At 72.3% G+C, this 23,399-nt stretch carries 19 protein-coding genes; 9 read left to right on the plus strand and 10 right to left on the minus strand.

Annotated features, from left to right (window positions below; translation table 11 throughout):
* The first annotated feature begins 81 nt into the window (after window positions 1-81).
* A complete protein-coding gene (locus ACFYM0_RS34105; RefSeq protein ID WP_388508458.1) occupies window positions 82-1,674 on the plus strand; it encodes a Na+/H+ antiporter in 1,593 nt (530 codons plus the stop codon).
* A 357-nt stretch (window positions 1,675-2,031) separates the two neighbouring features.
* Here ACFYM0_RS34105 and ACFYM0_RS34110 read toward each other — a convergent pair whose 3' ends face one another.
* Window positions 2,032-3,078: an SDR family NAD(P)-dependent oxidoreductase gene (locus tag ACFYM0_RS34110; protein ID WP_388508461.1), complete on the minus strand. Its 1,047-nt coding sequence runs from the start codon at window positions 3,076-3,078 to the stop codon at window positions 2,032-2,034.
* On the minus strand, window positions 3,075-4,289 hold the full coding sequence (locus ACFYM0_RS34115) for a glycosyltransferase (protein ID WP_388508464.1): 1,215 nt from the start codon (window positions 4,287-4,289) through the stop codon (window positions 3,075-3,077). The genes ACFYM0_RS34110 and ACFYM0_RS34115 overlap by 4 nt, the downstream gene beginning before the upstream one ends.
* Window positions 4,290-4,361: 72 nt before the next feature.
* On the opposite strand from ACFYM0_RS34115, the gene ACFYM0_RS34120 reads away from it, so the two are divergent.
* Entirely contained in the window at window positions 4,362-5,045 is a 684-nt protein-coding gene (locus ACFYM0_RS34120) for a response regulator transcription factor (RefSeq protein WP_388508466.1), read from the plus strand.
* On the plus strand, window positions 5,042-6,469 hold the full coding sequence (locus ACFYM0_RS34125) for a sensor histidine kinase (RefSeq protein WP_388508469.1): 1,428 nt from the start codon (window positions 5,042-5,044) through the stop codon (window positions 6,467-6,469). The genes ACFYM0_RS34120 and ACFYM0_RS34125 overlap by 4 nt, the downstream gene beginning before the upstream one ends.
* A 68-nt stretch (window positions 6,470-6,537) precedes the next feature.
* On the opposite strand, the gene ACFYM0_RS34130 is transcribed toward ACFYM0_RS34125, so the two are convergent.
* On the minus strand, window positions 6,538-7,371 hold the full coding sequence (locus ACFYM0_RS34130; protein ID WP_388508471.1) for a PIG-L family deacetylase: 834 nt from the start codon (window positions 7,369-7,371) through the stop codon (window positions 6,538-6,540).
* 147 nt (window positions 7,372-7,518) lie between these two features.
* Entirely contained in the window at window positions 7,519-8,547 is a 1,029-nt protein-coding gene (locus ACFYM0_RS34135) for a mechanosensitive ion channel family protein (protein WP_388508474.1), read from the minus strand.
* Window positions 8,548-8,597: 50 nt separating this feature from the next.
* Between ACFYM0_RS34135 and ACFYM0_RS34140 the strand changes: the two genes are divergently transcribed.
* Window positions 8,598-9,167 carry a dienelactone hydrolase family protein gene (locus ACFYM0_RS34140; RefSeq protein WP_388508476.1) on the plus strand — a complete coding sequence of 190 codons (570 nt, stop codon included), beginning with the start codon at window positions 8,598-8,600 and terminating at the stop codon, window positions 9,165-9,167.
* Between the two features lie 99 nt (window positions 9,168-9,266).
* Here the strand turns inward: ACFYM0_RS34140 and ACFYM0_RS34145 are convergent, their stop codons facing one another.
* From ACFYM0_RS34145 to ACFYM0_RS34165, 5 genes are all read right to left on the minus strand, one after another.
* On the minus strand, window positions 9,267-10,205 hold the full coding sequence (locus ACFYM0_RS34145) for a zinc metalloprotease (RefSeq protein WP_388508592.1): 939 nt from the start codon (window positions 10,203-10,205) through the stop codon (window positions 9,267-9,269).
* Window positions 10,206-10,427: 222 nt separating this feature from the next.
* The gene (locus ACFYM0_RS34150) at window positions 10,428-12,113 is read right to left on the minus strand and encodes an alkaline phosphatase D family protein (RefSeq protein ID WP_388508478.1); all 1,686 of its coding nucleotides are present in this window, start codon (window positions 12,111-12,113) and stop codon (window positions 10,428-10,430) included.
* Window positions 12,114-12,223: 110 nt separating this feature from the next.
* On the minus strand, window positions 12,224-13,021 hold the full coding sequence (locus ACFYM0_RS34155) for a DsbA family protein (protein ID WP_388508481.1): 798 nt from the start codon (window positions 13,019-13,021) through the stop codon (window positions 12,224-12,226).
* A 63-nt stretch (window positions 13,022-13,084) separates the two neighbouring features.
* A complete protein-coding gene (locus tag ACFYM0_RS34160) occupies window positions 13,085-13,774 on the minus strand; it encodes a hypothetical protein (protein WP_388508483.1) in 690 nt (229 codons plus the stop codon).
* 50 nt (window positions 13,775-13,824) lie between these two features.
* Window positions 13,825-15,150 carry a DUF2252 domain-containing protein gene (locus ACFYM0_RS34165; RefSeq protein ID WP_388508595.1) on the minus strand — a complete coding sequence of 442 codons (1,326 nt, stop codon included), beginning with the start codon at window positions 15,148-15,150 and terminating at the stop codon, window positions 13,825-13,827.
* Between the two features lie 159 nt (window positions 15,151-15,309).
* Here ACFYM0_RS34165 and dnaE point away from each other — a divergent pair, with 159 nt between their 5' ends.
* Window positions 15,310-18,855 carry a DNA polymerase III subunit alpha gene (gene dnaE / locus ACFYM0_RS34170; protein ID WP_388508486.1) on the plus strand — a complete coding sequence of 1,182 codons (3,546 nt, stop codon included), beginning with the start codon at window positions 15,310-15,312 and terminating at the stop codon, window positions 18,853-18,855.
* Window positions 18,856-18,930: 75 nt separating this feature from the next.
* On the opposite strand, the gene ACFYM0_RS34175 is transcribed toward dnaE, so the two are convergent.
* Window positions 18,931-19,101, minus strand: coding sequence for a hypothetical protein (locus ACFYM0_RS34175; protein ID WP_327252283.1), 171 nt, complete (start codon window positions 19,099-19,101; stop codon window positions 18,931-18,933).
* Between the two features lie 222 nt (window positions 19,102-19,323).
* Here ACFYM0_RS34175 and ACFYM0_RS34180 point away from each other — a divergent pair, with 222 nt between their 5' ends.
* From ACFYM0_RS34180 to ACFYM0_RS34195, 4 genes are read left to right on the plus strand one after another with little or no spacing between them, the layout of a single operon-like run.
* Complete coding sequence (locus tag ACFYM0_RS34180; protein WP_388508489.1) at window positions 19,324-20,685, plus strand: NYN domain-containing protein; 1,362 nt, start codon at window positions 19,324-19,326, stop codon at window positions 20,683-20,685.
* Between the two features lie 28 nt (window positions 20,686-20,713).
* Complete coding sequence (locus tag ACFYM0_RS34185) at window positions 20,714-21,754, plus strand: ABC transporter ATP-binding protein (RefSeq protein ID WP_388508492.1); 1,041 nt, start codon at window positions 20,714-20,716, stop codon at window positions 21,752-21,754.
* Window positions 21,751-22,575, plus strand: a complete 825-nt coding sequence (locus tag ACFYM0_RS34190) for an ABC transporter permease (RefSeq protein ID WP_388508494.1) — start codon at window positions 21,751-21,753, stop codon at window positions 22,573-22,575. Before ACFYM0_RS34185 ends, ACFYM0_RS34190 begins: the two co-directional genes overlap by 4 nt.
* Window positions 22,576-22,626: 51 nt before the next feature.
* Window positions 22,627-23,319, plus strand: coding sequence for a hypothetical protein (locus tag ACFYM0_RS34195; protein ID WP_388508496.1), 693 nt, complete (start codon window positions 22,627-22,629; stop codon window positions 23,317-23,319).
* The last annotated feature ends 80 nt before the right edge of the window (window positions 23,320-23,399 follow it).

Genomic DNA, 23,399 nt, shown 5'->3' on the forward strand with positions numbered 1-23,399 from the left:
CTGGATCCCGGTCGATCCCGTCGAGCCCGACACGCGCCCCCGTCCGCGTCGCCGGGCGCGGCGGACTGGCAGTGTGTGGGAGTGGATCAGCTCCTGCTGTTGTTCGTGTTGTTGCTCGGGGCCGTGGTGACGGTGCCGCTCGGGGACCGGCTGGGGCTGCCCGCGCCGGTGTTGATGACGCTCGGCGGGGTGGTGCTCGCCCTGGTGCCCGTGGTGCCCAATGTCGACATCCCGCCCGAGTACATCCTGCCGCTGGTGCTGCCCCCGCTGCTGTACGCCTCCGTGCAGCGGACCTCCTGGCGGCAGTTCGCGGCCAATGTGCGGCCCATCCTGCTGCTGGCCGTCGCCCTCGTCTTCGTGACCACCCTGGTCGTCGCCGTCACGGCGCACGCCCTGGTGCCGGGGCTCTCGATCGCCGCGGCCGTCGCGCTCGGCGCGCTCGTCGCCCCGCCCGACCCCGTCGCGGCCACCGCCGTGGCCGGATCCCTCGGACTGCCCCGGCGCATGGTGTCGATCCTGGAGGGCGAGGGGCTCTTCAACGACGTCACCGCCATCGTGCTGTACCACGTGGCCATCGCCGCCGCCGTCAGCGGCACCTTCTCGTGGCCCGAGGCGCTCGGCGAGTTCGTGCTGTCGGCCGTCGTGGCCGTCGCGGTGGGGCTCGGGCTCGGCTGGGCCGCCAACCGGCTCATGGGACGGCTCGGCGATGCCACGCTCCAGATCGGGCTGACGCTGCTCGTGCCGTTCGTGGCGTACGTGGTGGCGGAGGAGTTCCGGGGTTCCGGCGTGCTGGCCGTGCTGACCACGGCCCTGTTCCTCGCCGAGTACGCCACCGACGCCGACGACGTGCTGGGCCGGCTCGCCGGGCACACGTTCTGGGAGGTCGTCGACATGCTGGTGACCGGTGTCGCCTTCGGTCTGATCGGGCTGGAGCTGCACAACGTGTTCGGGGCGGCCAGCGGCCGGGTCTGGGAGATGGCCGGGTGGGCGGCGGCCGTGGTCGCGGTGGTGGTCGGCGTACGGCTGGTGTGGCTGCTGCCGGCCGGATGGCTCGCGAAACGGCTCCACTCGCGGCGCGACTACGACGAGGAGATCCCGCTGAGCTGGCGGGAGTCCGTGGTCATGTGGTGGGCGGGGATGAGGGGCGTGGCTTCCGTGGCATTGGCGCTCGCCATTCCCTTCGAAACGGACGCGGGGGAACCCTTCCCGGCCCGGCAGGAGATCGTCTTCATCGCCTTCGCCGTGATCATGACCACCCTGGTGGTCCAGGGGCTGACCCTGCCGTGGCTGGTCCGCCGGCTCGGCGTGGTGGCCGACCCGGACGCGGAGGCGGAGGTCGCCCGTGCGCTGGCGATCCGCGCCGCCAAGGCCGCGAAGAGGCGGCTGAAGGAGATCGAGGAGGTGGAGGACCTGCCCGAGGACCTGGTGGAGGTGCTCTACCGCAGGGCGTACGACGTGGGCGCCAGGATCAGCCCCGACATGGTGGACGAGGAGCGGCGGGAGGCGTACGCGAAGCGGGTGGAGCGGATCCGCGACGTGCAGCGCATCCAGCGGGAGATGATGTCCGCCGCCCGCCACGAGGTGCTGGCCGCGCGCAGCGAGCCGGGCGCCGATCCGGAGATCGTCGACCGGGTGCTGCGGCACCTGGACGTCCGCAGCCTGCGCAGTCCGTAGGGGGCGGTTCGCAGGCGCGCGGCGCCGGGCCTGGCAGTTCCCGATCCCGGGAACCCGCAGCGAGTGCGGCTGCCGGGCAGGTATGAGTCCCTGTGGACGCAGCCCGCGCTCGGGAACCTGACGGGCCGTGACGGCGCGGCCCTGGCGTTCGCGCAGGAGACCCACGCCCGTACGGCGGTCGCCGATGCCCGGCGGCCACGACGACCCTGTGGCTGCCGCTGTACGGGGTGGGGGTGGGGGCGGCGGTGCTGGTGGGAACGGTCGTCTGGTTCCGCGACCGGGCCCGTGACCGGGCCCGTGACCGTGACCGGGCCCGGGCCGTGCTCCCGGACCGGGGCTGACCCGGGAGGGAGCGGCCTACACCTGGTAGCGGTCCGGGGCGAAGAGGTGGAGGTGGGCGGCCACCCACTCCGAGGTGCGGGTCAGGCCCTCCCGGAGGGAGACCTCGGGCTTCCAGCCGGCCCAGTCGCGGGCCCGGGTGTTGTCCGACAGCAGGCGCTGGACCTCGCTGCCGGAGGGACGCAGCCGGGCCGGGTCGACGACCACCTCCGCGTCCCGGCCGGACGCCGCGATCAGGGCCCCGGCCAGGTCGCCGATGGAGATCTCCTCCCCGCTGCCGAGGTTGACCACCTCGCCCAGGGCGCGGTCGCACTCCGCGACCGCGAGGAAGCCGGCCGCGGTGTCGGTCACGTAGGTGAAGTCCCGGGTCGGGGTCAGGGAGCCCAGGCGGACCTCCCGGGCGCCCGAGTGGAGCTGGGCCAGGATGGTGGGGATGACCGCGCGGGCCGACTGGCGCGGGCCGTAGGTGTTGAACGGCCTGACCACCGTCACCGGCAGTTCGAACGCGTGGTGGAACGAGAGCGCCATCATGTCGGCGCCGATCTTCGAAGCGGAGTACGGGGACTGCGGCTGGAGCGGGTGGCCCTCGGAGATCGGGGCCGTCAGGGCCGTCCCGTAGACCTCGCTGGTGGAGGTGTGGACGAGGCGGCGCACGCCGTGGCGGCGGCAGGCCTCGGCCATGTTCTCGGTCCCGGTGACGTTGGTCTGGACGTACGCGCCGGGCGAGGCGTAGCTGTACGGGATCCCGATCAGCGCCGCCAGGTGGAAGACGGTGTCGCAGCCGGCCACCGCGTCGCTGACCCGGCCCGCGTCGCGGACGTCGCCGGCCCACATCTCCACCGGGCCGCCCGGGTCGGCCAGGTAGCGGGCCAGGTGGCCCTTCTCCGCGTACGGCTTGTAGTGCACGAAGGCGCGCACCTTCGCGCCCCGCGCGACCAGCAGGTCGACGAGGGTGGAGCCGATGAAGCCCTCGGCGCCCGTGACGAGGACCGTACGGCCGGTCCAGTCGGCGGGGACGCGCGCCGGGGTGAGGGTGAGCGTCGGCGTGGGGGCGTGGGTGGTCATACGAGCTCCAGGGGAGTGGGGGAGAAGGAGGGGAAGCCGGCGACCCGCAAGACCTGTGAGGCCAGCAGTTCGGCGGCCCTCGCGTGCGGTCCCGGGTCGGCCGCGCCGGCCATCGCCGCCAGCCGCGCCGGGTCGGCCAGCAGCGGGGCGAGCAGGTCCGCGAGGCGGCCGGCCGTCGCCTCGGCGTCCGCCAGCAGCAGGCCGGCTCCGGCGTCGGACAGCACCCGGGCATTGTGGGTCTGGTGGTCGCCCGGGGCGTGCGGGTAGGGGACCAGCACCGCGGGGACCCCGGTCGCCGCGAGCTCCGCCACCGTCGCCGAGCCCGCCCGGCACACCACCAGGTCGGCGGCCGCGTAGACCAGGTCCATCCGGTCCAGGTACGGCACGGCCCGTGCGATGCGCCGACCGCCCGAGGCGGACAGCCCGGCCACGGTGTCCGCGAGGGCGGCCGGGCCGGTCTTGATCAGCAGCTGTACGTCGTCACGGGCCTGCCAGGCGGCGGCCAGCCCGGCCGCGGCCGCGGTCAGGCGTACGGCGCCCAGGCTGCCGCCGTTGAACACCACCAGCCGCCGGCCGTCCGGCACCCCGAGCTCCCGCCGGGCACCGGCGCGCCAGGCCGCCCGCTCGGGACGGGGCAGTAGCGCGAGGCCCGACAGCGCAGCGGAGATGGGCATTCCGGTGGTCAGTGCCCGCGACCCGCCCGCCAGGTGTTCCCGGCTGCGGTCGAAGGCCACCGCCATGTGCGGGGTGAGGCGGGCCGCGAACTGGTTGGCCCGGCCCGGTACCGCGTTGGACTCGTGGATGACCGCGGGCAGTCCGGCCAGCCGGGCCCCGAGCACGGCGGGCGCGCTCGGATAGCCGCCCATGCCGACGGCCACGTGCGCGCCCTGCGCCCGGATCACGGCCCGCGCCTGCCCGGCCGAGCGCAGCAGCGCCGCCGGAAGGAGGTAGCGCTTGGCGCCCAGCGCCGGGTCGAAGGGGATCATGTCCACGGTGTGCAGGCGGTAGCCGGCGGCCGGGATCAGCTCGGTCTCCAGACCGCGTTCGGTGCCGATGAACGAGACCATGGCGTCCGGGACGGCGGCGCGCAGCGCCTCCGCCAGGGCGAGGCCGGGATAGATGTGGCCGCCGGTGCCGCCCGCGCCGATCACGACGGACAGCGGCCGGTACGAGGACCGGGGCGAGGCGGAGCGTGAGGGGGAGGAGGTCATGGCCGCAGACTCCCGGTGCGCCCTAAGAAGGTTCTAAGAGGTTCTCCCGGAGCGTTTGGGAGGCTTTGTCGCATGCAGCGGATTCTGGTGGTGGACGACGAGCCCGAGGTGCGGGCCGCCGTCGAGGACGGCCTCGCCGTCGAGGGGTACGAGGTGCGCGGCGCGGCCGACGGGCTGGCGGCACTGTCCGAGGTGGCGCTCTGGCAGCCGGACGCGGTGGTCCTCGACGTGATGATGCCGGTGCTGGACGGGCTCGCCGTCTGCCGGCAGCTGCGCGCGGTGGGCGACCGTACGCCCGTCCTCGTCCTCACGGCCCTGGACGCGGTGAGCGACCGCGTCGACGGGCTGGAGGCGGGCGCCGACGACTACCTGGTGAAACCGTTCGCGCTCGACGAGCTCGTGGCCCGGGTACGGGCCCTCCTGCGGCGGGCCGCCCCCGAACCGGCCGGGGGCGCGCCCGTGCTCGCGTACGGGGAGCTCGTCCTCGACCCGGACACCCGCACCGGGCGGCGCGGCGAGCGGCCGCTGGAGTTCAGCCGCACCGAGTCGGCGCTGCTCGAACTGCTCCTGCGCCACCCCGGGCAGGTGCTGCCGCGCGAGCTGATCCTGGAACTGGTCTGGGGCCGGGACTTCGGGCCGGACTCCAACTCCCTGGCCGTCTACGTCGGATACCTGCGCCGCAAGCTGGAGGCCGGCGGCGAGCCGCGGCTGGTGCACACCGTGCACGGGGTCGGCTACCGACTGGACGCCGCGTGAGCCGGCGGGGGCTCGGAGCGCGCTGGCGGCGCAGACGGCCGCTGCGCACCCGGCTGGCGCTGGCCGTGACCGCCGCGGTGGCCTTCGTGGCCCTCGGCGTGTGCACCGCCGCCTTCCTGGAGGGGCGGGCCGCGCTCTACCAGCAGCTCGACCTGAGCCTGACCCAGGCCGCCCGGCTCGCCGCGAAGCAGTACGGCGACTCCCCGCCCGGGACCGCCGCCTGGGACTGCCGGTACCTGGCCGCGCCCGCCTGCGTCCAGATCGTCCCGGCCGACCCGGGGAAGGACCCGGGAGGCGGGGAGGACGCGTACCGGATGCCCGTGGCCCCGGCCACCCGGCTGGTGGCCGTGCGGGAGCGGGCCCCCTTCTACACGGACATCGTCGTCGAGGGGCATCCCGCGCGGATGCTCACCACCGACTTCCTCAAGGGCCGGGCCCTCCAGGTCGCCGTACGCTCCGACTCGGTGGAGACCGGCATCGACCGGGCCGCCCGCCGGCTCGCCGTCACCGCCGCCGCCGGGGTGCTGCTGGCCGCGCTGCTCGGCCACTGGGTCGCGCGGACGGGTCTGGCACCGGTCACCCGGCTCACGGCCACCGCCGAGCGGATCGCCGCCACCCGGGATCCGAGGCACCGGATCGAGCTGCCGCCCCCGGGGCGCGGCCGCGAGGACGAGGTCACCCGGCTCGCCGGGAGCTTCAACACCATGCTGGGGGAACTGGAACAGTCCGTCACGGCGCAGCGCAGGCTCGTCGCGGACGCCTCGCACGAGCTGCGGACCCCGCTGACCGCGCTGCGGACGAACGCGGAGCTGCTGGCGCGGGGGGACCGGCTGACGGCCGAGCAGCGGGAGCGGGCCTCGCTGGCGCTCGGGCGGCAGTTGCGGGAGGTGACGGGGCTGGTCAACGACCTGATCGAGCTGGCCCGCGACGAGGAGCCGCAGCTGCTGGTGGAACAGGTGCGGCTGGTTCCGCTGGTGGAGTACTGCGTGGGGGCCGCGCGGGCGCACTGGCCGGGCGTGGCCTTCCGGGTGCGGGCGCCGTCGCCGTCCCGGGGGGAGGGAGAGGCGGTGGTGGCGGGGGTTCCGGCGCGGCTCAGCAGGTTGCTGGGCAACCTGCTGGACAACGCCGCGAAGTTCAGCCCGGCGGGGGCTGAGGTGGAGGTGGCGCTGACGGTCCGGGCGGACGGTCGCGCGGAGGTGACCGTACGGGATCACGGGCCGGGGATCTCGGAGGCGGATCTGCCGTACGTCTTCGACCGGTTCTACCGGGCGGGGGCGGCTCGGGCGCTGCCCGGGTCGGGGCTCGGGCTGGCGATGGCCCGGCAGATCGCGCGGGCGCACGAGGCGCGCCTGGCGGCCGAGGCCGCCCCGGGCGGGGGCGCGATGTTCCGGCTGACGTTCGCGGCCCCGGGCCGGGTGAACTGATCGGAGTGGACGCCGGTCGCGGGACCGGGCTGCCGGACCGGGCTGCCGGACCCCGGCCGGGCGGGGGATCAGCGCAGGCCGGCGAAGAGGTCGTTCTCGGGTACGGCCGCCCCCGTGGAGTCCTTGACGCGCACGAAGGTCTCCGTGCCCATCAGCTCGCCGAACTTCTCCTTGCCCATCTTGAGGAAGAAGATGCCCTCGCCCTGACTGGCGTGTGCGGCCAGCGCGTCGTACTTCTGACCGCTGAACGCGAGGGTGTCCACCCACGTGCTGATCTCGTCGTCGGGAAGGCCGATCTCGGCCAGCGCGGCGGCCTCGGCGGGATCCGGCTCCGCCATGTCGTCCTGGAACTCCCGCATGATCGCGCCCAGCTGCCGCAGCGACGAGTGGGGCATCGTCGTCCAGTACACCTTCGGCGTCAGCTCGGTCATCTCCAGTGCCGCCATCGTGATCCGGTGGGCCTGGATGTGGTCGGGGTGGCCGTAGAAGCCGTTCTCGTCATAGGTCACGACCACGTCGGGCCGGTAGTGCCGCATGAGTTCCGCGAGCCGGGCGGCGCCTTCCTCCACGGGGGTCTGCCAGAAGGAACCGGGGGCGTCGTTGCTGGGCCAGCCCATCATCCCGGAGTCGGCGTAGTCCAGCGTCTCCAGGTCGGAGACCTTCAGGACGCCACAGCTCGCGTCGAGCTCCCGGCGGCGCATGGCGACGACGGCCGCCGGATCGTGTCCGGGATCGCCCGGCTTGACACCTCCCGGCCCGTCACCGCAGCGGCCGTCGGTACACGTCACGAGAACCGTGCGGATGCCCTCCGCCGCGTACCGCGCGAGGACCCCTCCCGTTCCGGTGGCCTCGTCGTCGGGGTGGGCGTGCACTGCCATGAGCGTCAACGGTCGGTCAGCCATGGAACGGTCCTCCTGCGGACGTACGTCGTGGTCCGGGCCGTGCGGCGCCGGTCCCTCGGTCGGTGCAACCGTGGCGGCGGTACCGGGTGTTCCCGGTCCGGCCGCCCGGTCGTGCGGACGCGGGCGTTCGCACGCGAACGGGGCGGGTCAGGGGCCGGGCGGAGGCACCGCCTCCGTCGTGATGACGCGCGGCAGGGCGTACGGATGGTGGGCCGTCAGCCAGGTGATGAGGCGTTCGCGGACCGCGCAGCGGACGGTCCAGACGGCGTCGCCGTCCTTCGCCGTGACCACCGCGCGGACCTGGATGGTGTGCGGGGTGGTGTCGGTGACCGCCAGGGAGCCGGTGCGCCCGTCCCATTCCGGGATGCCCTGCAGGATCCGCTGGAGTTCCTCGCGCATCAGGTCCACCGGGGCGCTGTGGTCCAGGTGCCAGAACACGGTGCCCGTCATCTGCGCGCCACCGCGCGACCAGTTCTCGTACGGCTTGCTCGTGAAGTACGAGACCGGCATCGTGATCCGGCGCTCGTCCCAGGTGCGGACCGTGAGGAAGGTGAGGGTGATCTCCTCCACCGTGCCCCACTCCTTGTCCACCACCACCGTGTCGCCGATCCGGACGGTGTCGCCGAAGGCGATCTGGAGTCCGGCGAAGAGGTTGCCGAGGGCGGCCTGCGCCGCGATGCCCGCCACGATGCCGAGCAGGCCCGCCGAGGCCAGCATCGAGGTGCCCACCGTCCGCATCTCGGGGAACGTCAGGAGCATCGCGCCGAGGGCCACGACGATCACCACCGCCGTGACCACCCGCTGGATCAGCGTGACCTGCGTACGGACCCGGCGGACCCGGGCCTGGTCGGAGGCGTCGGCCGCGTAGCGGGCGTACGTGGAGTCCACGATCGCCGTCGTGATGCGGATCAGCAGCCACGCGGCCGCCGCGATCAGCACCAGGGTCAGCACGTGCCCGGGGCCGTCCGCGCGCCGCCGCACGGCCTGGAGCAGGGAGGCGGCCAGGACCACCAGGAACGGGGGGCGGCAGCGGCGCAACAGCCCCCACAGCGGGGTCTCGCTGTGCCGGGCGTCGGCCCGGCGCAGCAGCAGGTCCAGCAGCCAGCCCGCGAGCAGGGTGACGGCCAGGGTGCCGGCGACGGCCGCGATCGGGCGCAGGAAGGAGTCCGTGTCCATGCAGGCCAACGTAACCGGAGGGGGTCGCTCGAAACTGGCACGATGGGGGCATGAACATCATGCTTTTCCATTCGACCTACGGGCTGCGGCCCGCCGTGCGGGAGGCGGCCGACCGGCTGCGCGCGGCCGGGCACCAGGTCCAGGTGCCGGACCTCTTCGAGGGGCGCACCTTCGAGTCCGTCGAGGAGGGCATGGCCCACCAGGAGGAGATCGGCCGCGACGAGCTGCTCAAGCGGGCCGTGCTGGCCTCGGCCCCCTACTCCGACCAGGGCCTGGTCTATGCCGGCTTCTCCTTCGGGGGCTCGATCGCCCAGCACCTCGCGCTCGCCGACGAGAAGGCGCGCGGGCTGCTGCTCCTGCACGGGACGGCCGACCTGGAGGAGGGCGTCTACGTCGACGAGCTGCCGGTGCAGCTGCACATCGCGGATCCGGACCCCTTCGAGCCGCACGACTGGCTGACGGCCTGGTACCTGCGGATGCGCAAGGCCGGGGCGGACGTGGAGGTCCACGGCTATCCGGGGGCCGGGCACCTGTTCACGGACCCGGGGCTGGACGACTACGACGCCGAGGCGGCGGAGAAGGCCTGGGCGGTCGCCCTCGCCTTCCTCGACGGCCTGTAGGCCGGACACGGCAATGGGGCCCCGCGTGCGGGGCCCCATCGTCATGAGTGCGTCACACCGTCACACCGTCACACCGTCACAGCGCACGGTGCCGGAGCGTCAGGCGCGGTAGGCCGTCCACATGCTCTTCATGCGGGTCACCTGGCCCGCGGTGAACTGGTACATGCAGGAGTCGTACGTGTAGTCCATGAAGTTGTGGATCGGGTCGACGCCCGCCTTGCTGGCGCAGGTGTCGCGCCCGGTCGGGCACTCGAAGGCCGCGCTCTTCTCGGCCGGGGTGTCCGAGACGGAGTCGCCCGAGCCGTTACAGCCGCCCTGGAAGGTGTGGTACAGGCCCATCCAGTGGCCGACCTCGTGGGTCGCGGTGTCGCCCTCGTTGTAGTTGGCGGCGGAGCCGCCCGGCAGCGAGGTGTCCAGGACGACCACGCCGTCCATCTTCGGCTGCGAGGCGTAGGAGCTGGGGAAGGTGGCCCAGCCCAGCAGCCCGCCGGAGAGGTTGGCGGTGTAGAAGTTGAGGGCGTTCGCGCCGCCCTTGCGCAGGGTGTTCTTCATGGTCTTCTCGGCGGTGGAGCCGGAAGCCAGGTTGTACCAGCTCGCGTTGTCCGTGTAGTCGGTGCCCGCCAGGGTGAACTGGTAGGTGGTGTCGACGTTTCCGGTGCCCTGGCCGGCGTAGGCCGCGTTCAGGACCGCCAGCTGCTTGCTGATGTCGGTGGACGTCAGCTTTCCGGTGGTGCCGGAGTGGATGACGTGGAAGTACACCGGGATGCTCGTGGCCGCCTCGGCGGCGCGCAGGCTGCGCGGCGCCTTCGAGATCTTGTCGAGCTTCGCCTTGAGGTCGGCGTCCATGGACTTGGACTGCGCCTCGGTGACTTCGTTCGGCTCGGCCGCGTGCTGGTCCTTCGGGCGCGCCACGCGGGCGTTGGCCGCGGTGCCCGCGTCCTCGGCGCACACCTCGGCGCCGGTCTTGGCGGCGGCGACCGTGGTGGGGGCGGCGAGCGGGGTGAAGGCCAGGGTGCCGGTGAGTACGGCGGCACCCATCAGGCGGCGGCGAAGAAGGGGGGATATGCGGGCAAGAGCGCGCACGTGTGCTCCTCGCGAGTGGGGGGTTGAGCGGGAGGGATCTCCTCAGCTGGCGGGAATCTTACGTGCGCATGTCATAAATAGGTCAAGTGCTCTACGTAAAAGATTTGTTGCTTCTGATGTCAAAGGGGCGCCTGGTCTACGCCAAGCGCCCCTCCGGACGGGAAATCTGGCTGAGTGTCAGCGCACGGGCCGGTCCGCCCGCTCGACCTTCTGCGTCCCGTTCAGCGTGCGGTACGAGCGCGCCCAGGCGGCCGTGGCGTCCTGGCGCCGCTTGTCCGAAACCACGTAGTAGTCCATCTGGGAACGCTCGGCCGTCACGTCCAGCACGCCGTAGCCGTGGGCGTCCATGTCCAGCCATTTCACGTGCCGGTTGGCGGCCTTGATGGCCGTCTCGGCGACCAGTGAGGCCGTATCGGCCGGCACGTGCAGCAGGTCGTCGATGTTGTCGGAGGTCACCGACGTCACCACGAACTCCACGCCCGCCGACCGCGACCACGGGTAGGTGGCGGCCGTCACCGGCACGTCGTTCGCCCAGGCCATGTGGATGTCGCCGGTCAGGAAGACGGTGTTGCGCACGGAGCGGTCCGTCAGGTGCCCCAGCAGCTCGCGGCGGTCGTCCGTGTACCCGTCCCACTGGTCCACGTTGACCGCGAGGCCGCCCGCGGGCAGGCCGAGCAGTTCGGTGAGCGGGCCCAGCAGGTGCGCCGGCAGCGCGCCGAAGGCCACCGGCGAGATCATCACCGAGGTGCCCACCAGCTTCCAGGTGGCCTGTGAGCCGGCCAGCCCGGCCTTCAGCCAGTCCAGCTGGGCGCGCCCGGTGATGCTGCGCTCCGGGTCGTCCACCGCGCCGCTGCCGATGCCCGCCTGCTGCGAACGGAAGGTGCGCAGGTCCAGCAGGTGCAGGTCGGCGAGGGTGCCGAACTGCAGCCGGCGGTAGACGGTGCCCTCGGTGGAGGTGCGGACCGGCATCCACTCGAAGTACGCCTGCCGGGCGGCGGCCGCGCGGGCCGCGAAGGAGCCCTCGGTGGCGGGATCGTGGTTCTCCGCGCCGCCGGACCAGGTGTCGTTGGCTATCTCGTGGTCGTCCCAGATCGCGATGACCGGGTGGGCCTGGTGCAGGGCCTGCAGATCGGGGTCGGTCTTGTACTTGCCGTGGCGGGTGCGGTAGTCGGCCAGGGTGAGGATCTCGTGCAGCGGCTCGTGCTGCCGCACGACGTACTTCGCCTCGGGGTAGCCGCCGCTCTTGTACTCGTAGATGTAGTCGCCCAGGTGCAGTACGGCGTCCAGATCGGCCCGCGCGGCCAGGTGGCGGTACGCGGAGAAGTAGCCGGACTCCCAGTTGGCGCAGGAGACCACACCGAAGCGGACCCCGGCGGGCGCGCTCGCGGCGGCGGGGGCGGTACGGGTGTGCCCGGCCGGGGAGACGGTGGCGCCGGCGGTGAACCGGTACCAGTAGGCCGTCTGCGGCCGCAGGCCCCGTACGTCGGCCTTGACGGTGTGGTCCGATGCCGCGCTCGCGGTGACGGTGCCGCTCGCGACGACCCGGGAGAAGGCCTTGTCCTCGGCCACCTCCCAGCCCACCGCGACGGCCGGGCCGGCGCCGGAGCCCGGTACGGCGTCGGCGGTCGGGGTGACGCGGGTCCACAGCAGGACCCCGTCGGGGAGCGGGTCGCCCGAGGCGACGCCGTGCAGGAAGGAAGGGCCGGCGTCGGTGGTGCCCGTGGCGGCGTGGGCGGCTTCGGCGCCCAGCGCGGCGATCGGGACGAGTGCCGCCGTGGCCGCCGCGGCCAGGACGACCGTACGGCGGCGGGGGGTCGGCGCGAGCGCCGATTCCGGGGCGGAAGGGGAGAGTTGACTGGTCACGGATGATCATATTACCGACGGGTATCCGATGAGGGCCAGCCCCGTGAAAGCAACGGACGGGCGAACTCTGGGAGTTCGCCCGTCCGTCGGGGTGTTGCGAGGGGGAGGGGTCAGCCGGCGATGGCCTTGTCGATCGCCGTCGTGAACGCCTCGGGCGACTGCGGCAGCGGGTCGATCTTCTTGCCGTCCATCTTCAGCGTCGGCGTGCCCTTCACACCGCTCTTGTCGAAGGTCTTCGACATCTCCAGCGCCCACCGGTCGTAGGTGCCCTCGTCGAGCGCCTTCTTGAACTCGGCGTTCCCCTTGAGCGCCGGGACCTGGTCGGCGACCGACAGCAGGTAGTCGTCCTTGGCGAACTTGTCGTCCTTCTCCTCCGGGTGGTTCGCCGCGGAGTAGAGGGCCGTCTTGTACTCCAGGAACGCCTCGGGGCTGACGTTGAGGGCCGCGCCCAGCGCGCTCAGGGCGTTCTTCGAGCCGCTGCCGGGGAAGCCGTTGTCCAGGAAGGTGGCGCCGATGTACTGGATCTTGTACTTGCCCGCGTCGAGGTCCTTCTTGAGCTGCGGGCCGACCGCCTGCTCGAAACTGGCGCAGACCGGGCAGCGCGCGTCCTCGTACAGCTCCAGGGTCTTCTTCGCGTCGGCCTTGCCGACCACCACCGTCGTGCCGTTCTCGCCCGAGGTGTTCTTCGGTGCGACCAGGGGGGCGTCGGCGGCCTTCTCCCAGGCGCCCGGCTTGTTGGACTGGACGACGGCGTAACCGACGCCGCCGGCCAGGGCGAGGGCGGCCACGACGCCGCCCGCCACGAACACCTGCCGGCGGATCTTGGCCTTCTTGGCCTGCTGCTCGCGCTCGATGCGCAGCTTCTCGCGGGCCGCCGCCTTGTTCGCCTGGCTGTTGCGTGCGCTCATCGTTCTCTCCGTGGGGTGTGGCTCCGCGGTGGAGCCGGCTGTCAGGGGGACTGTCCTCGTACCTCAGGCGCGAGCGAACGCGCCGGGTGCGCGAGGAGGTCCCCGCCGTCCCACGGAATGCACGGGGAAGCGGGTACGGGCCACCGCGCTGCGCAGCGCCGCCGGAGGCGAGAGCCGTACCGGAGCCAGGGCCCGCGCCGCGCGGGCCGAGGCCATCCGCAGCGGCCGGAAGGCGCAGGCGGACGCCGCGCGCAGCAGCCGGCCGAGCGCCCGCTCCCCGCGGTGCAGCCACAGCGAGGCGAGCAGTCCGACCGAAACGTGCGCACCCAGCAGCAGCCAGGGCGCCCACGGTCCGGGCGCGGCCAGCAGCGCGGCCGGGTCTGCGGGCCCGCCCACCTCGGTCAGCGCCCCGCCCACCGGGCCGCCCCCGCAGAAGTCGGCCAGCCCCATCGCACGCAGCGGACCCGAGACGGGGCCGCCCGCGGGGCCGTAGCAAAGGTGCTGGCCGGAGGTCAGGACGGTGTCGGCGGCCAGCTCCAGGGGGACGAGCAGCCCGGCGATGTGACCGAGGCCCCGCTCCCGGCCGGCCAGGGCGAAAGCGATCGCGAACACCGCGGCGAAGGCCCCTCCCACCAGGGCGGGAGGCAGCGGCACCCGGGACAGCAGGACGTGCGAGCCCGTGGAGAGCAGCACGACGACCGCGCTGAACAGCGCGGCTCGCAGCCCTCGGAGTCCCACCCCTGATATGTCCATCGTCGCGAGTCTGCCATGCGTCCCTGTGAGGACGGGCCGAAGGTCCCGGTCTAGGCCAGGATCCGGCCGTTGCGGAACAGGTCCACGAAGATCTGGTGGTCGGCGCGGGCCCGGGCTCCGTAGGCGTGCGCGAAGTCCACCAGCAGGTCCGCGAAACCCTCCTCGTCGGCGGCGATGGCCGCGTCGATGGCCCGCTCGGTGGAGAACGGGACCAGCGTCTGACCGCTCTCCTGCTCGTCGGCCGCGCCGTGCATGGTCGCCGTGGCCCGGCCGAGGTCCGCGACCACCGCCGCGATCTCCTCCGGGTCGTCCAGGTCCGACCAGTCCAGGTCCACCGCGTACGGGGAGACCTCCGCGACCAGCTGCCCGGCACCGTCCAGCTCCGTCCAGCCGAGCCACGGGTCGGCGTGCGCCTGCAGGGCCCGCTGGGAGATCACCGTGCGGTGCCCCTCGTGCCGGAAGTAGTCGCGCACGGCCCGGTCGGTCACGTGCCGGGACACGGCCGGGGTCTGCGCCTGCTTGAGATAGATCACGACGTCGTTCTCCAGGGCGTCGCTGTGACCCTCCAGGAGGATGTTGTACGAGGGCAGGCCCGCCGAGCCGATCCCGACGCCCCGGCGGCCCACCACGTCCTTGACCCGGTAGGAGTCCGGGCGGATCAGGGACTCCTCGGGCAGGGTCTCCAGGTACCCGTCGAAGGCGGCGAGCACCTTGTACCGGGTGGCCGCGTCCAGCTCGATGGTGCCCGGGCCGGGGGAGAAGCGGCGCTCGAACTCGCGGATCTCGGTCATCGAGTCGAGGAGCGAGAAGCGGGTGCGGCGGCGGGCGTGGCGCAGGGCGTCCAGCAGCGGGCCGTCGGCGGTGTCCAGGGTGAAGGCGGGCACCTCGTCGTTCTTCGCCCCGGTGGCCAGCGCGTGGATGCGCTCCCGGTAGGCGGCCGCGTAGATCCGTACCAGTTCGCTGATCTGTTCGTCGCTGAGCGCCTTGGTGTAGCCGAGCAGCGCCACGGAGGCGCAGAACCGCTTCAGGTCCCAGGTGAAGGGGCCGACGTAGGCCTCGTCGAAGTCGTTGACGTTGAAGACGAGCCGGCCCTGGGCGTTCATGTAGGTGCCGAAGTTCTCGGCGTGCAGATCGCCGTGGATCCACACCCGGCCGGTGCGCTCGTCCAGGTACGGGCCGCCGTGCCGCTCGCGCTCCAGGTCGGCGTAGAAGAGGCAGGCCGTGCCCCGGTAGAAGGCGAAGGCCGAGGCCGCCATCTTGCGGAACTTGACCCGGAACGCCGCGGGGTCGGCTGCGATCAGCTCGCCGAAGGCGATGTCGAACACGTCGAGTATCTGCTCGGCGCGCTGCTCGTCGGTCGTCTCGGGAACCGCCATGGCGGGTGCCTCCAGGTGGCGCGGGGTGGAACGCATATCGGACACGGGTCCTTGGGTCTGCAACGGATGAAGCTACCCCGCCGTGCCCGGGAACTGTCACTCGGGCCACGTAGGATTCATAGCTGCCGCCCCCTCTCTCCCCGCCCGGAGGCCCCCACCGTGACCAAGACGCCGTTCACGCACCTGCACGTCCACACCCAGTACTCCCTGCTGGACGGTGCCGCGCGGCTGAAGGACATGTTCAACGCGTGCAACGAGATGGGCATGACGCACATCGCCATGTCCGACCACGGCAACCTGCACGGCGCCTATGACTTCTTCCACACGGCGAAGAAGGCCGGGGTCACGCCGATCATCGGCATCGAGGCGTACGTCGCCCCGGAGTCCCGGCGCAACAAGCGGCGCATCCAGTGGGGCCAGCCGCACCAGAAGCGCGACGACGTCTCCGGTTCCGGCGGTTACACCCACAAGACGATCTGGGCGGCGAACTCCACCGGGCTGCACAACCTCTTCCGGCTGTCCTCCGACGCGTACGCCGAGGGCTGGCTCACGAAGTGGCCGCGCATGGACAAGGAGACCATCTCCCAGTGGTCCGAAGGCCTGATCGCCTCCACCGGCTGCCCCTCCGGCGAGCTGCAGACCAGGCTGCGCCTCGGCCAGTTCGACGAGGCCCTGAAGGCCGCCTCCGAATACCAGGACATCTTCGGCAAGGACCGCTACTTCCTGGAGCTGATGGACCACGGCATCGAGATCGAGCGCCGGGTCCGCGACGGGCTGCTGGAGGTCGGCAAGAAGCTCGGCATCCCGCCGCTGGTCACCAACGACTCGCACTACACGTACGCGCACGAGTCGGCCGCGCACGACGCCCTGCTGTGCATCCAGACCGGCAAGAACCTCTCCGACCCGGACCGCTTCCGCTTCGACGGCACCGGCTACTACCTGAAGTCCACGGATGAGATGTACGCCGTCGACTCCTCGGACGCCTGGCAGGAGGGGTGCCGCAACACCCTCCTGGTCGCGGAGCAGATCGACACCACCGGCATGTTCGAGGCCAAGAACCTCATGCCGAAGTTCGAGATCCCCGAAGAGGGCTACACCGAGATCACCTGGTTCAAGGAGGAAGTGCGGCGCGGCATGGCCCGCCGTTACCCCGGAGGGGTCCCCGAGGACCGGCAGAAGCAGGCCGAGTACGAGCTGGACGTCATCATCCAGATGGGGTTCCCCGGCTACTTCCTCGTCGTCGCCGACTTCATCATGTGGGCCAAGAACCAGGGCATCGCGGTGGGCCCCGGCCGTGGCTCCGCCGCCGGCTCGATCGTCGCGTACGCCATGGGCATCACCGACCTCGACCCGATCACCCACGGCCTGATCTTCGAGCGCTTCCTCAACCCCGAGCGCGTCTCCATGCCCGATGTCGACATCGACTTCGACGAGCGCAGGCGCGTCGAAGTGATCCGGTACGTGACCGACAAGTACGGCGACGACAAGGTCGCCATGATCGGCACGTACGGAAAGATCAAGGCGAAGAACGCCATCAAGGACTCCGCCCGGGTCCTCGGCTACCCGTACGCCATGGGCGACCGCCTCACCAAGGCCATGCCCGCCGACGTCCTCGGCAAGGGCATCGACCTCAACGGCATCACCGACCCCTCGCACCCGCGCTACGGCGAGGCCGGCGAGATCCGGGCGATGTACGAGAACGAGCCGGACGTGAAGAAGGTCATCGACACCGCCCGCGGTGTGGAGGGCCTGGTCCGCCAGATGGGCGTGCACGCCGCCGGCGTGATCATGTCCAGCGAGCCGATCGTCGACCACGCGCCGGTCTGGGTCCGGCACACGGACGGCGTGACCATCACGCAGTGGGACTACCCCCAGTGCGAGTCGCTCGGCCTGATCAAGATGGACTTCCTGGGCCTGCGCAACCTCACGATCATGGACGACGCCGTCAAGATGGTGAAGGCCAACAAGGGGATCGACCTCGATCTCCTCGGCCTGCCGCTCGACGACCCCAAGACCTTCGAACTGCTCGGCCGCGGCGACACCCTCGGAGTCTTCCAGTTCGACGGCGGGCCCATGCGCTCCCTGCTGCGCCTGATGAAGCCCGACAACTTCGAGGACATCTCCGCCGTCTCGGCCCTGTACCGGCCGGGCCCGATGGGCATGAACTCGCACACGAACTACGCCCTGCGCAAGAACAAGCAGCAGGAGATCACCCCGATCCACCCGGAGCTGGAGGAGCCGCTCAGGGAGATCCTCGGCGTCACCTACGGCCTCATCGTGTACCAGGAGCAGGTCCAGAAGGCCGCCCAGATCATCGCCGGCTACTCGCTCGGCGAGGCCGACATCCTGCGCCGCGTGATGGGCAAGAAGAAGCCCGACGAACTGGCGAAGAACTTCGTCATCTTCGAGGCCGGCGCCAAGGAGAAGGGCTTCAGCGACCAGGCGATCAAGGCGCTGTGGGACGTCCTGGTCCCCTTCGCCGGCTACGCCTTCAACAAGGCCCACTCGGCCGCGTACGGCCTGGTCTCCTACTGGACCGCCTACCTCAAGGCCAATTTCCCGGCCGAGTACATGGCGGGCCTGCTCACCTCGGTCAAGGACGACAAGGACAAGTCCGCGATCTACCTGAACGAGTGCCGCCGGATGGGCATCAAGGTGCTCCCGCCGAACGTGAACGAGTCCGAGGCGAACTTCGCCGCCCAGGGCGACGACGTGATCCTCTTCGGCCTCACCGCCGTGCGCAACGTCGGCACCAACGTCGTCGAGTCGATCATCAAGAGCAGGAAGGCCAAGGGGAAGTACTCCACCTTCCCCGACTTCCTCGACAAGGTCGAAGCCGTCGTCTGCAACAAGCGCACCGTCGAGTCCCTGATCAAGGCCGGCGCCTTCGACGAGATGGGCCACACCCGCAAGGGCCTGGTCGCCCACCACGAACCGATGATCGACAACGTGGTCGCCGTCAAGCGCAAGGAGGCCGAGGGACAGTTCGACCTCTTCGGCGGAATGGGCGACGAGAGCGCGGGCGACGAGCCCGGCTTCGGCCTCGACGTGGAGTTCTCCGACGTCGAGTGGGAGAAGGCCTACCTGCTCGCCCAGGAGCGCGAGATGCTCGGCCTCTACGTCTCCGACCACCCGCTCTTCGGCCTGGAGCACGTGCTCTCCGACAAGACCGACGCCGGCATCTCCCAGCTCACCGGCGGAGAGCACGGCGACGGCGCGGTCGTCACCATCGGCGGCATCATCTCGGGCCTCCAGCGCAAGATGACCAAGCAGGGCAACGCCTGGGCCATCGCCACCGTCGAGGACCTGGCCGGCTCCATCGAATGCATGTTCTTCCCGGCGACCTACCAGCTCGTCTCCACCCAGCTGGTCGAGGACACCGTCGTCTTCGTCAAGGGCCGCCTGGACAAGCGCGAGGACGTCCCCCGGCTGGTCGCCATGGAGATGATGGTCCCCGACCTCTCCAGCGCCGGCACGAACGCCCCCGTCGTCCTCACCATCCCGACCGTCAAGGTCACCCCGCCGATGGTGACCCGGCTCGGCGAGATCCTGCGCCACCACCAGGGCAACAGCGAGGTGCGCATCAAGCTCCAGGGGCCGCGCACCACCACCGTGCTCCGGCTCGACAAGCACCGGGTCAAGCCCGACCCGGCGCTCTTCGGCGACCTCAAGGTGCTGCTCGGCCCGTCCTGCCTGGCCGGCTAGTCACCGGCAGCGCCGCGCGCGGGAAGGCCCGCCCCTGTCGACGGGGGCGGGCCTTTCCGCGTACGTGGGGAGTCGTCAGTTGTGGCCGAACTTCTTTTCCCTCTTCTTGCCGGCCATCTGCAGCGGACTCGGGGCCGCCGGGGCGGAGGCCGCGGGCGAGGATTCCATCGAGGTCTTCGCCGGATCCTGTGCAGCCGAGCGGTCCTGTGACTTGGCAGGCTGCTGGCGGTTCTTGTTCTTGGCCATGGGATGCCTCCGTGGGGGTTTAGGGGCCAGGGCCGCCTTCACACTCACACAGCGCCGTAAACGGCGCATTTTGGATCATTACCGCGCGTAGTCGGGGCTCCTGCCGGGGGACTCCGAGAGATACGCCACGCCGATGATCGAGTTCCGGCCGTCAAGGCCGTTGCCGTCGGGCAGACTCGGGGAAACCGCGAAAGACACAGAGGACCCCCAGGGAAGAAGAGGGTGGTACGCGTGGACCGCTGCGTCGTCCTGGTGGACGCCGGCTATCTGCTGGGCGCCGCCGCGAGCCTCCTCGCAGGAGAGCCGTCCCGCTCCCGGATCACCGTCGACCATGCGGCGCTCATCCAGGGCCTGCGCGAGCGCGCCGAAGCCGACACCGAGCAGCCGCTCCTGCGGATCTACTGGTTCGACGGCGCACCCGACCGGGTCCCCCAGCCCGAGCACCGGCGACTGCGCGTCATGCCCCGCGTCACCGTCCGCCTCGGCGCCCTGACCCGCAGCGACGGCCGCTGGGCCCAGAAGGGCGTCGACGCGGCCATGCACGCCGAGCTCACCGAACTCGCCCGCAACCGGGCCTGCTCGGACGTCGTGCTCGTCACCGGCGACGGGGACCTGCTGCCCGGCCTCATGTCGGCCAAGGAACACGGGGTCGCCGTCCACCTGTGGGCCGTCCAGGCCGCCGACGGCGACTACAACCAGTCCGAGGACCTCGTCGCCGAAGCCGACGAACGCCGCGTCCTGGACCGCACCTGGATCACCCGCGCCGTCCGCGCGCGCGACCTCACCGGACTCTGCGCCCCGGCGCCGGCCCCGCGCCCCGAGATCGCCGCCATCCTCTCCGCACCGCTGCCCGAGGCCGCCCTCGCCGAGGCCGCCCGAGGCAACGGCAGCGGAACCCGGCCCGCGGCCCCCGTGGAGCCCGAGGAGGGCGGCGCGGCGGCCACCGCCTCCGCCACCACCGCCAACGGCAAGACCGTCCCCACCCCGAAGGACCTCGCGGGAGCCCTGCGCGCACCCGGCGCCGCCGCACCCGCTCCCGGGCCCGGCCAGGCCCTCGGCGCGGCCCCGGCCGGCAGCGCCCTGCGGTGGTCCTCCGACAAGGGGTGGATCGACCGCGCCGGGCCGCTCGGCGAGCCCGCCGAGACCGCCTCGCTGCCCACCCTCGCCCAGCTCACCTCCGCCGAGCAGCGCTGGGCGGACCGCGAGGAGGACATCACCACCGTCGGCGGCGACCCCTTCGAGGTCGGCCAGGTGTTCGCCCGCCGCTGGATGGAGCGCCTCCCCGAGACCGTGCACCTGCAGAAGCTCGCCACCATGTACCCGCGGATCCCGCACCGCATCGACGGCGAGCTGTTGCGCTACGCCGCCCGGTTCGGACTCCTCGCGCACAAGGACGACCAGATCGACGAGCACGACCGCTACGCCATCCGGGCCGGGTTCTGGCGCGAGATCGACGTACGGGCGGCCGCGGAACACGTGGCCGGCGCCGGATCGGCCGCCGGCCCGGCCGCCGCCCCCGGTGCCCCCGTGGCCCCCGCCGGCGCCCCCGTCGCGGTCGCCCCGGCGGCCCCGGCAGCCGAGTAGGGGCCGCAACCCCGTAGGCTGCTCCCTCGTGAGTACGGGGACAGCACAGGCGGATACGGACACGGCAGGAGCCGCTGGACCGGCCCCCGACGTGATCTGCGTGGTACGTGACCTGGTCAAGACGTATCCCGCGGTACGAGGACGGCGCGGGGCCCCGGCCCTGCCCGAGACCCGTGCCACCGACGGGATCTCCCTGGACGTGCGGCGCGGCGAGATCTTCGGGCTGCTCGGCCCCAACGGCGCCGGCAAATCGACCCTGGTCCGCCAGCTCACCGGCCTGCTGCGGCCCGACTCCGGCTCCGTGACCCTGCTCGGCCACGACCTCGTACGCCACCCCGACCGGTCGGCCCGGCTGCTCTCCTACCTCGGCCAGGAATCCACCGCCCTCGACGAGCTCACGGTCTCGCTGGCCGCCGAGACGACCGGCCGGCTGCGCGGGCTGGGCCTGCGCGAGGCGCGGGCCGCGCGGGACTCCGTACTGGAAGAGCTCGGGCTGACCGGGATCGCCGGACGCCCCCTGAAGAAGCTGTCCGGCGGACAGCGGCGCCTCGCGTGCTTCGCCGCCGCCCTGGTGGGGGAGCGGCCCGTCCTGGTGCTCGACGAGCCCACGACCGGCATGGACCCGGTGGCCCGGCGGGCCGTCTGGGCCGCCGTCGACCGGCGCCGCGCCGAGGCCGGGGCCACCGTGCTGCTGGTCACCCACAACGTCATCGAGGCCGAGACCGTCCTCGACCGGGTCGCCGTCATCGACCAGGGCCGGGTCATCGCCTGCGACACCCCGGCCGGGCTCAAGGCCCAGGTGTCCGGCGAGGTCCGGCTCGAACTGGTCTGGCGCACCGCGCCGCCGCTGGAGCTCCCGGAGGTCGCCGGGCTCGCCGCCGCGGCCGTCCAATCCGGGCGGCGCTGGGTGCTGCGCCTGCGACCCGACGAGGCGCGGGCGGCGGTGGCCGCCGTGACCGGCGGCCCGGCCTTCGCCGCCCTCGACGACTTCACGCTGGCCACCCCGAGCCTGGAGGACGTGTACCTCGCCCTGGGCGGCCGCACCTCGAAGGGACTGGTGAAGGCGTGAGCGCCACCGCCACCACGGCCACCACCACCACCGGACCCGCCGACCCGGCCGCACCCGCCACCGCCGTGGGCGTACTGGCCCCGCGCGCCCGGTTCTTCCCGGCGCTGGCCGCCGTCTACCGGGCCCAGCTGTCCCGCGCGCGGGTCTCGCGGATCCCCCTGCTGTTCGTGGCCACCTTCCAGTCCGTCGGGATCATGATCCTGATGCGGGGAGTGGTCGACGGTGGCTCCGAGGCACGGGCCGTCGTCGCAGGCTCCTCCGTCCTGGTCGTCGCCTTCGTCGCGCTGAACCTGCTCGCGCAGTACTTCGGGCAGCTCCGGGCCGGCGGCGGGCTCGACCACTACGCCACCCTGCCGGTGCCGCCCGCCTCCGTGGTGCTGGGCGCGGCCGGCGCCTACGCCTCCTTCACGCTGCCCGGCACCCTCGTGACGGCCGTCTTCGGCAGCGTGCTGTTCGGGCTGCCGATGGGCGGCCTGTGGATCCTGGCCGCGGTCGTGCCGCTGGCCGGCGCCGCCCTCGCCGGACTCGGCGCGGCCCTGGGCCTGCTCGCCCCCCGGCAGGAGCTGGCCACCCTCGCAGGACAGCTCGGCATGTCCGCGGCCCTGCTGCTGGGCGTCCTTCCGCCCGAGCGGATGCCGGACGTCATCGTCTGGGCACGGGACCTGCTGCCGTCCACGTACGGCGTGGAGGCCTTCGCCCGGACCTTCGAGCCGCATCCCGACTGGGCGGCGGTCCTCCTCGACCTCGGCGTGTGCGCGGGGGTGGGGGTCCTGTCCCTCGCCGTCGCGACCTGGGCCTATCGGCGGGCAGCGGTCCGCTGACGCCCGCCGGGGCCGATCGTTAAATCAAACACTTCCTGGCACGATGTGGGGGTGACCGAAGCCGTGACCCCCTATGACAAGCCCGACCAGCCGCCGTCGGAGCCGTCCTTCGCTCCGGCCGCGCCCGCGTCCGAGCCCGCCTTCTCCCCGTCCGACGTCCGCGACGGGGCCGCCATCGCCCTCGTGCTCGGCGTGGCCGGCGTGCTCCTCGGGCTGCTGTGGGTCTGGCTCGCACCGCGCGTGCAGTACGTCTCCAACGGTGAGGCGGTCTTCCTGCGGGACACCGAGAGCGAGGCCCGCATCGGGGCCGACGGAACCTTCCTGCTGCTGTCGGTGGGATTCGGCGTTCTGAGCGCGCTGGCCGTCTTCCTGTGGCGCCGCGGCGGGGGCGCCGCGCAGGTGATCGGGCTCGCGGTCGGTTCGGTCTTCGCCGCGCTGGTCGGCTGGCGCGTGGGCCTGTGGCTGGGCCCGTCCTCGGACCTGGTGGCGGCGGCGCGGAAGGCGGGCAAGGGAGTCCCCTTCGAGGCCCCGCTGGAGCTTCTCGCGCACGGGGCGCTGCTCGGCTGGCCGATGGCCGCGGTCGTCGTCCACCTGGCCCTGACGGCGCTGTGGGGGAAGCGGGATCCGGCGCCCGAGCTCGCGCTGTGGCCTTCGGCGTATTACCAGGCTCCCGTCGACTCGGCCGTCCCCCCGGCAGCGTCGTCCTCACCGGACCCGACCGGTACGGAACCTCCGCGGCCGTAGCTCCCGAACCGGGAGGGCGCCCTGCGGGGCTGTCCCCCACCCGCCCTTCCGCCGTTCCCAGGGCTCTGCCCTGACCCGGT

The sequence above is a fragment of the Streptomyces sp. NPDC006487 genome (assembly GCF_042870555.1).
GTDB lineage: Bacteria > Actinomycetota > Actinomycetes > Streptomycetales > Streptomycetaceae > Streptomyces.

Bases quoted from the DNA above. Each gene is read 5' to 3' on its own strand.
- ACFYM0_RS34110 (WP_388508461.1), bottom strand. From the start codon at position 3,078: ATGACCACCCACGCCCCCACGCCGACGCTCACCCTCACCCCGGCGCGC.
- ACFYM0_RS34115 (WP_388508464.1), bottom strand. From the start codon at position 4,289: ATGACCTCCTCCCCCTCACGCTCCGCCTCGCCCCGGTCCTCGTACCGG.
- ACFYM0_RS34120 (WP_388508466.1), top strand. From the start codon at position 4,362: ATGCAGCGGATTCTGGTGGTGGACGACGAGCCCGAGGTGCGGGCCGCC.
- ACFYM0_RS34130 (WP_388508471.1), bottom strand. From the start codon at position 7,371: ATGGCTGACCGACCGTTGACGCTCATGGCAGTGCACGCCCACCCCGAC.
- ACFYM0_RS34135 (WP_388508474.1), bottom strand. From the start codon at position 8,547: ATGGACACGGACTCCTTCCTGCGCCCGATCGCGGCCGTCGCCGGCACC.
- ACFYM0_RS34140 (WP_388508476.1), top strand. From the start codon at position 8,598: ATGAACATCATGCTTTTCCATTCGACCTACGGGCTGCGGCCCGCCGTG.
- ACFYM0_RS34145 (WP_388508592.1), bottom strand. From the start codon at position 10,205: ATGGGTGCCGCCGTACTCACCGGCACCCTGGCCTTCACCCCGCTCGCC.
- ACFYM0_RS34155 (WP_388508481.1), bottom strand. From the start codon at position 13,021: ATGAGCGCACGCAACAGCCAGGCGAACAAGGCGGCGGCCCGCGAGAAG.
- ACFYM0_RS34160 (WP_388508483.1), bottom strand. From the start codon at position 13,774: ATGGACATATCAGGGGTGGGACTCCGAGGGCTGCGAGCCGCGCTGTTC.
- ACFYM0_RS34165 (WP_388508595.1), bottom strand. From the start codon at position 15,150: ATGGCGGTTCCCGAGACGACCGACGAGCAGCGCGCCGAGCAGATACTC.
- ACFYM0_RS34175 (WP_327252283.1), bottom strand. From the start codon at position 19,101: ATGGCCAAGAACAAGAACCGCCAGCAGCCTGCCAAGTCACAGGACCGC.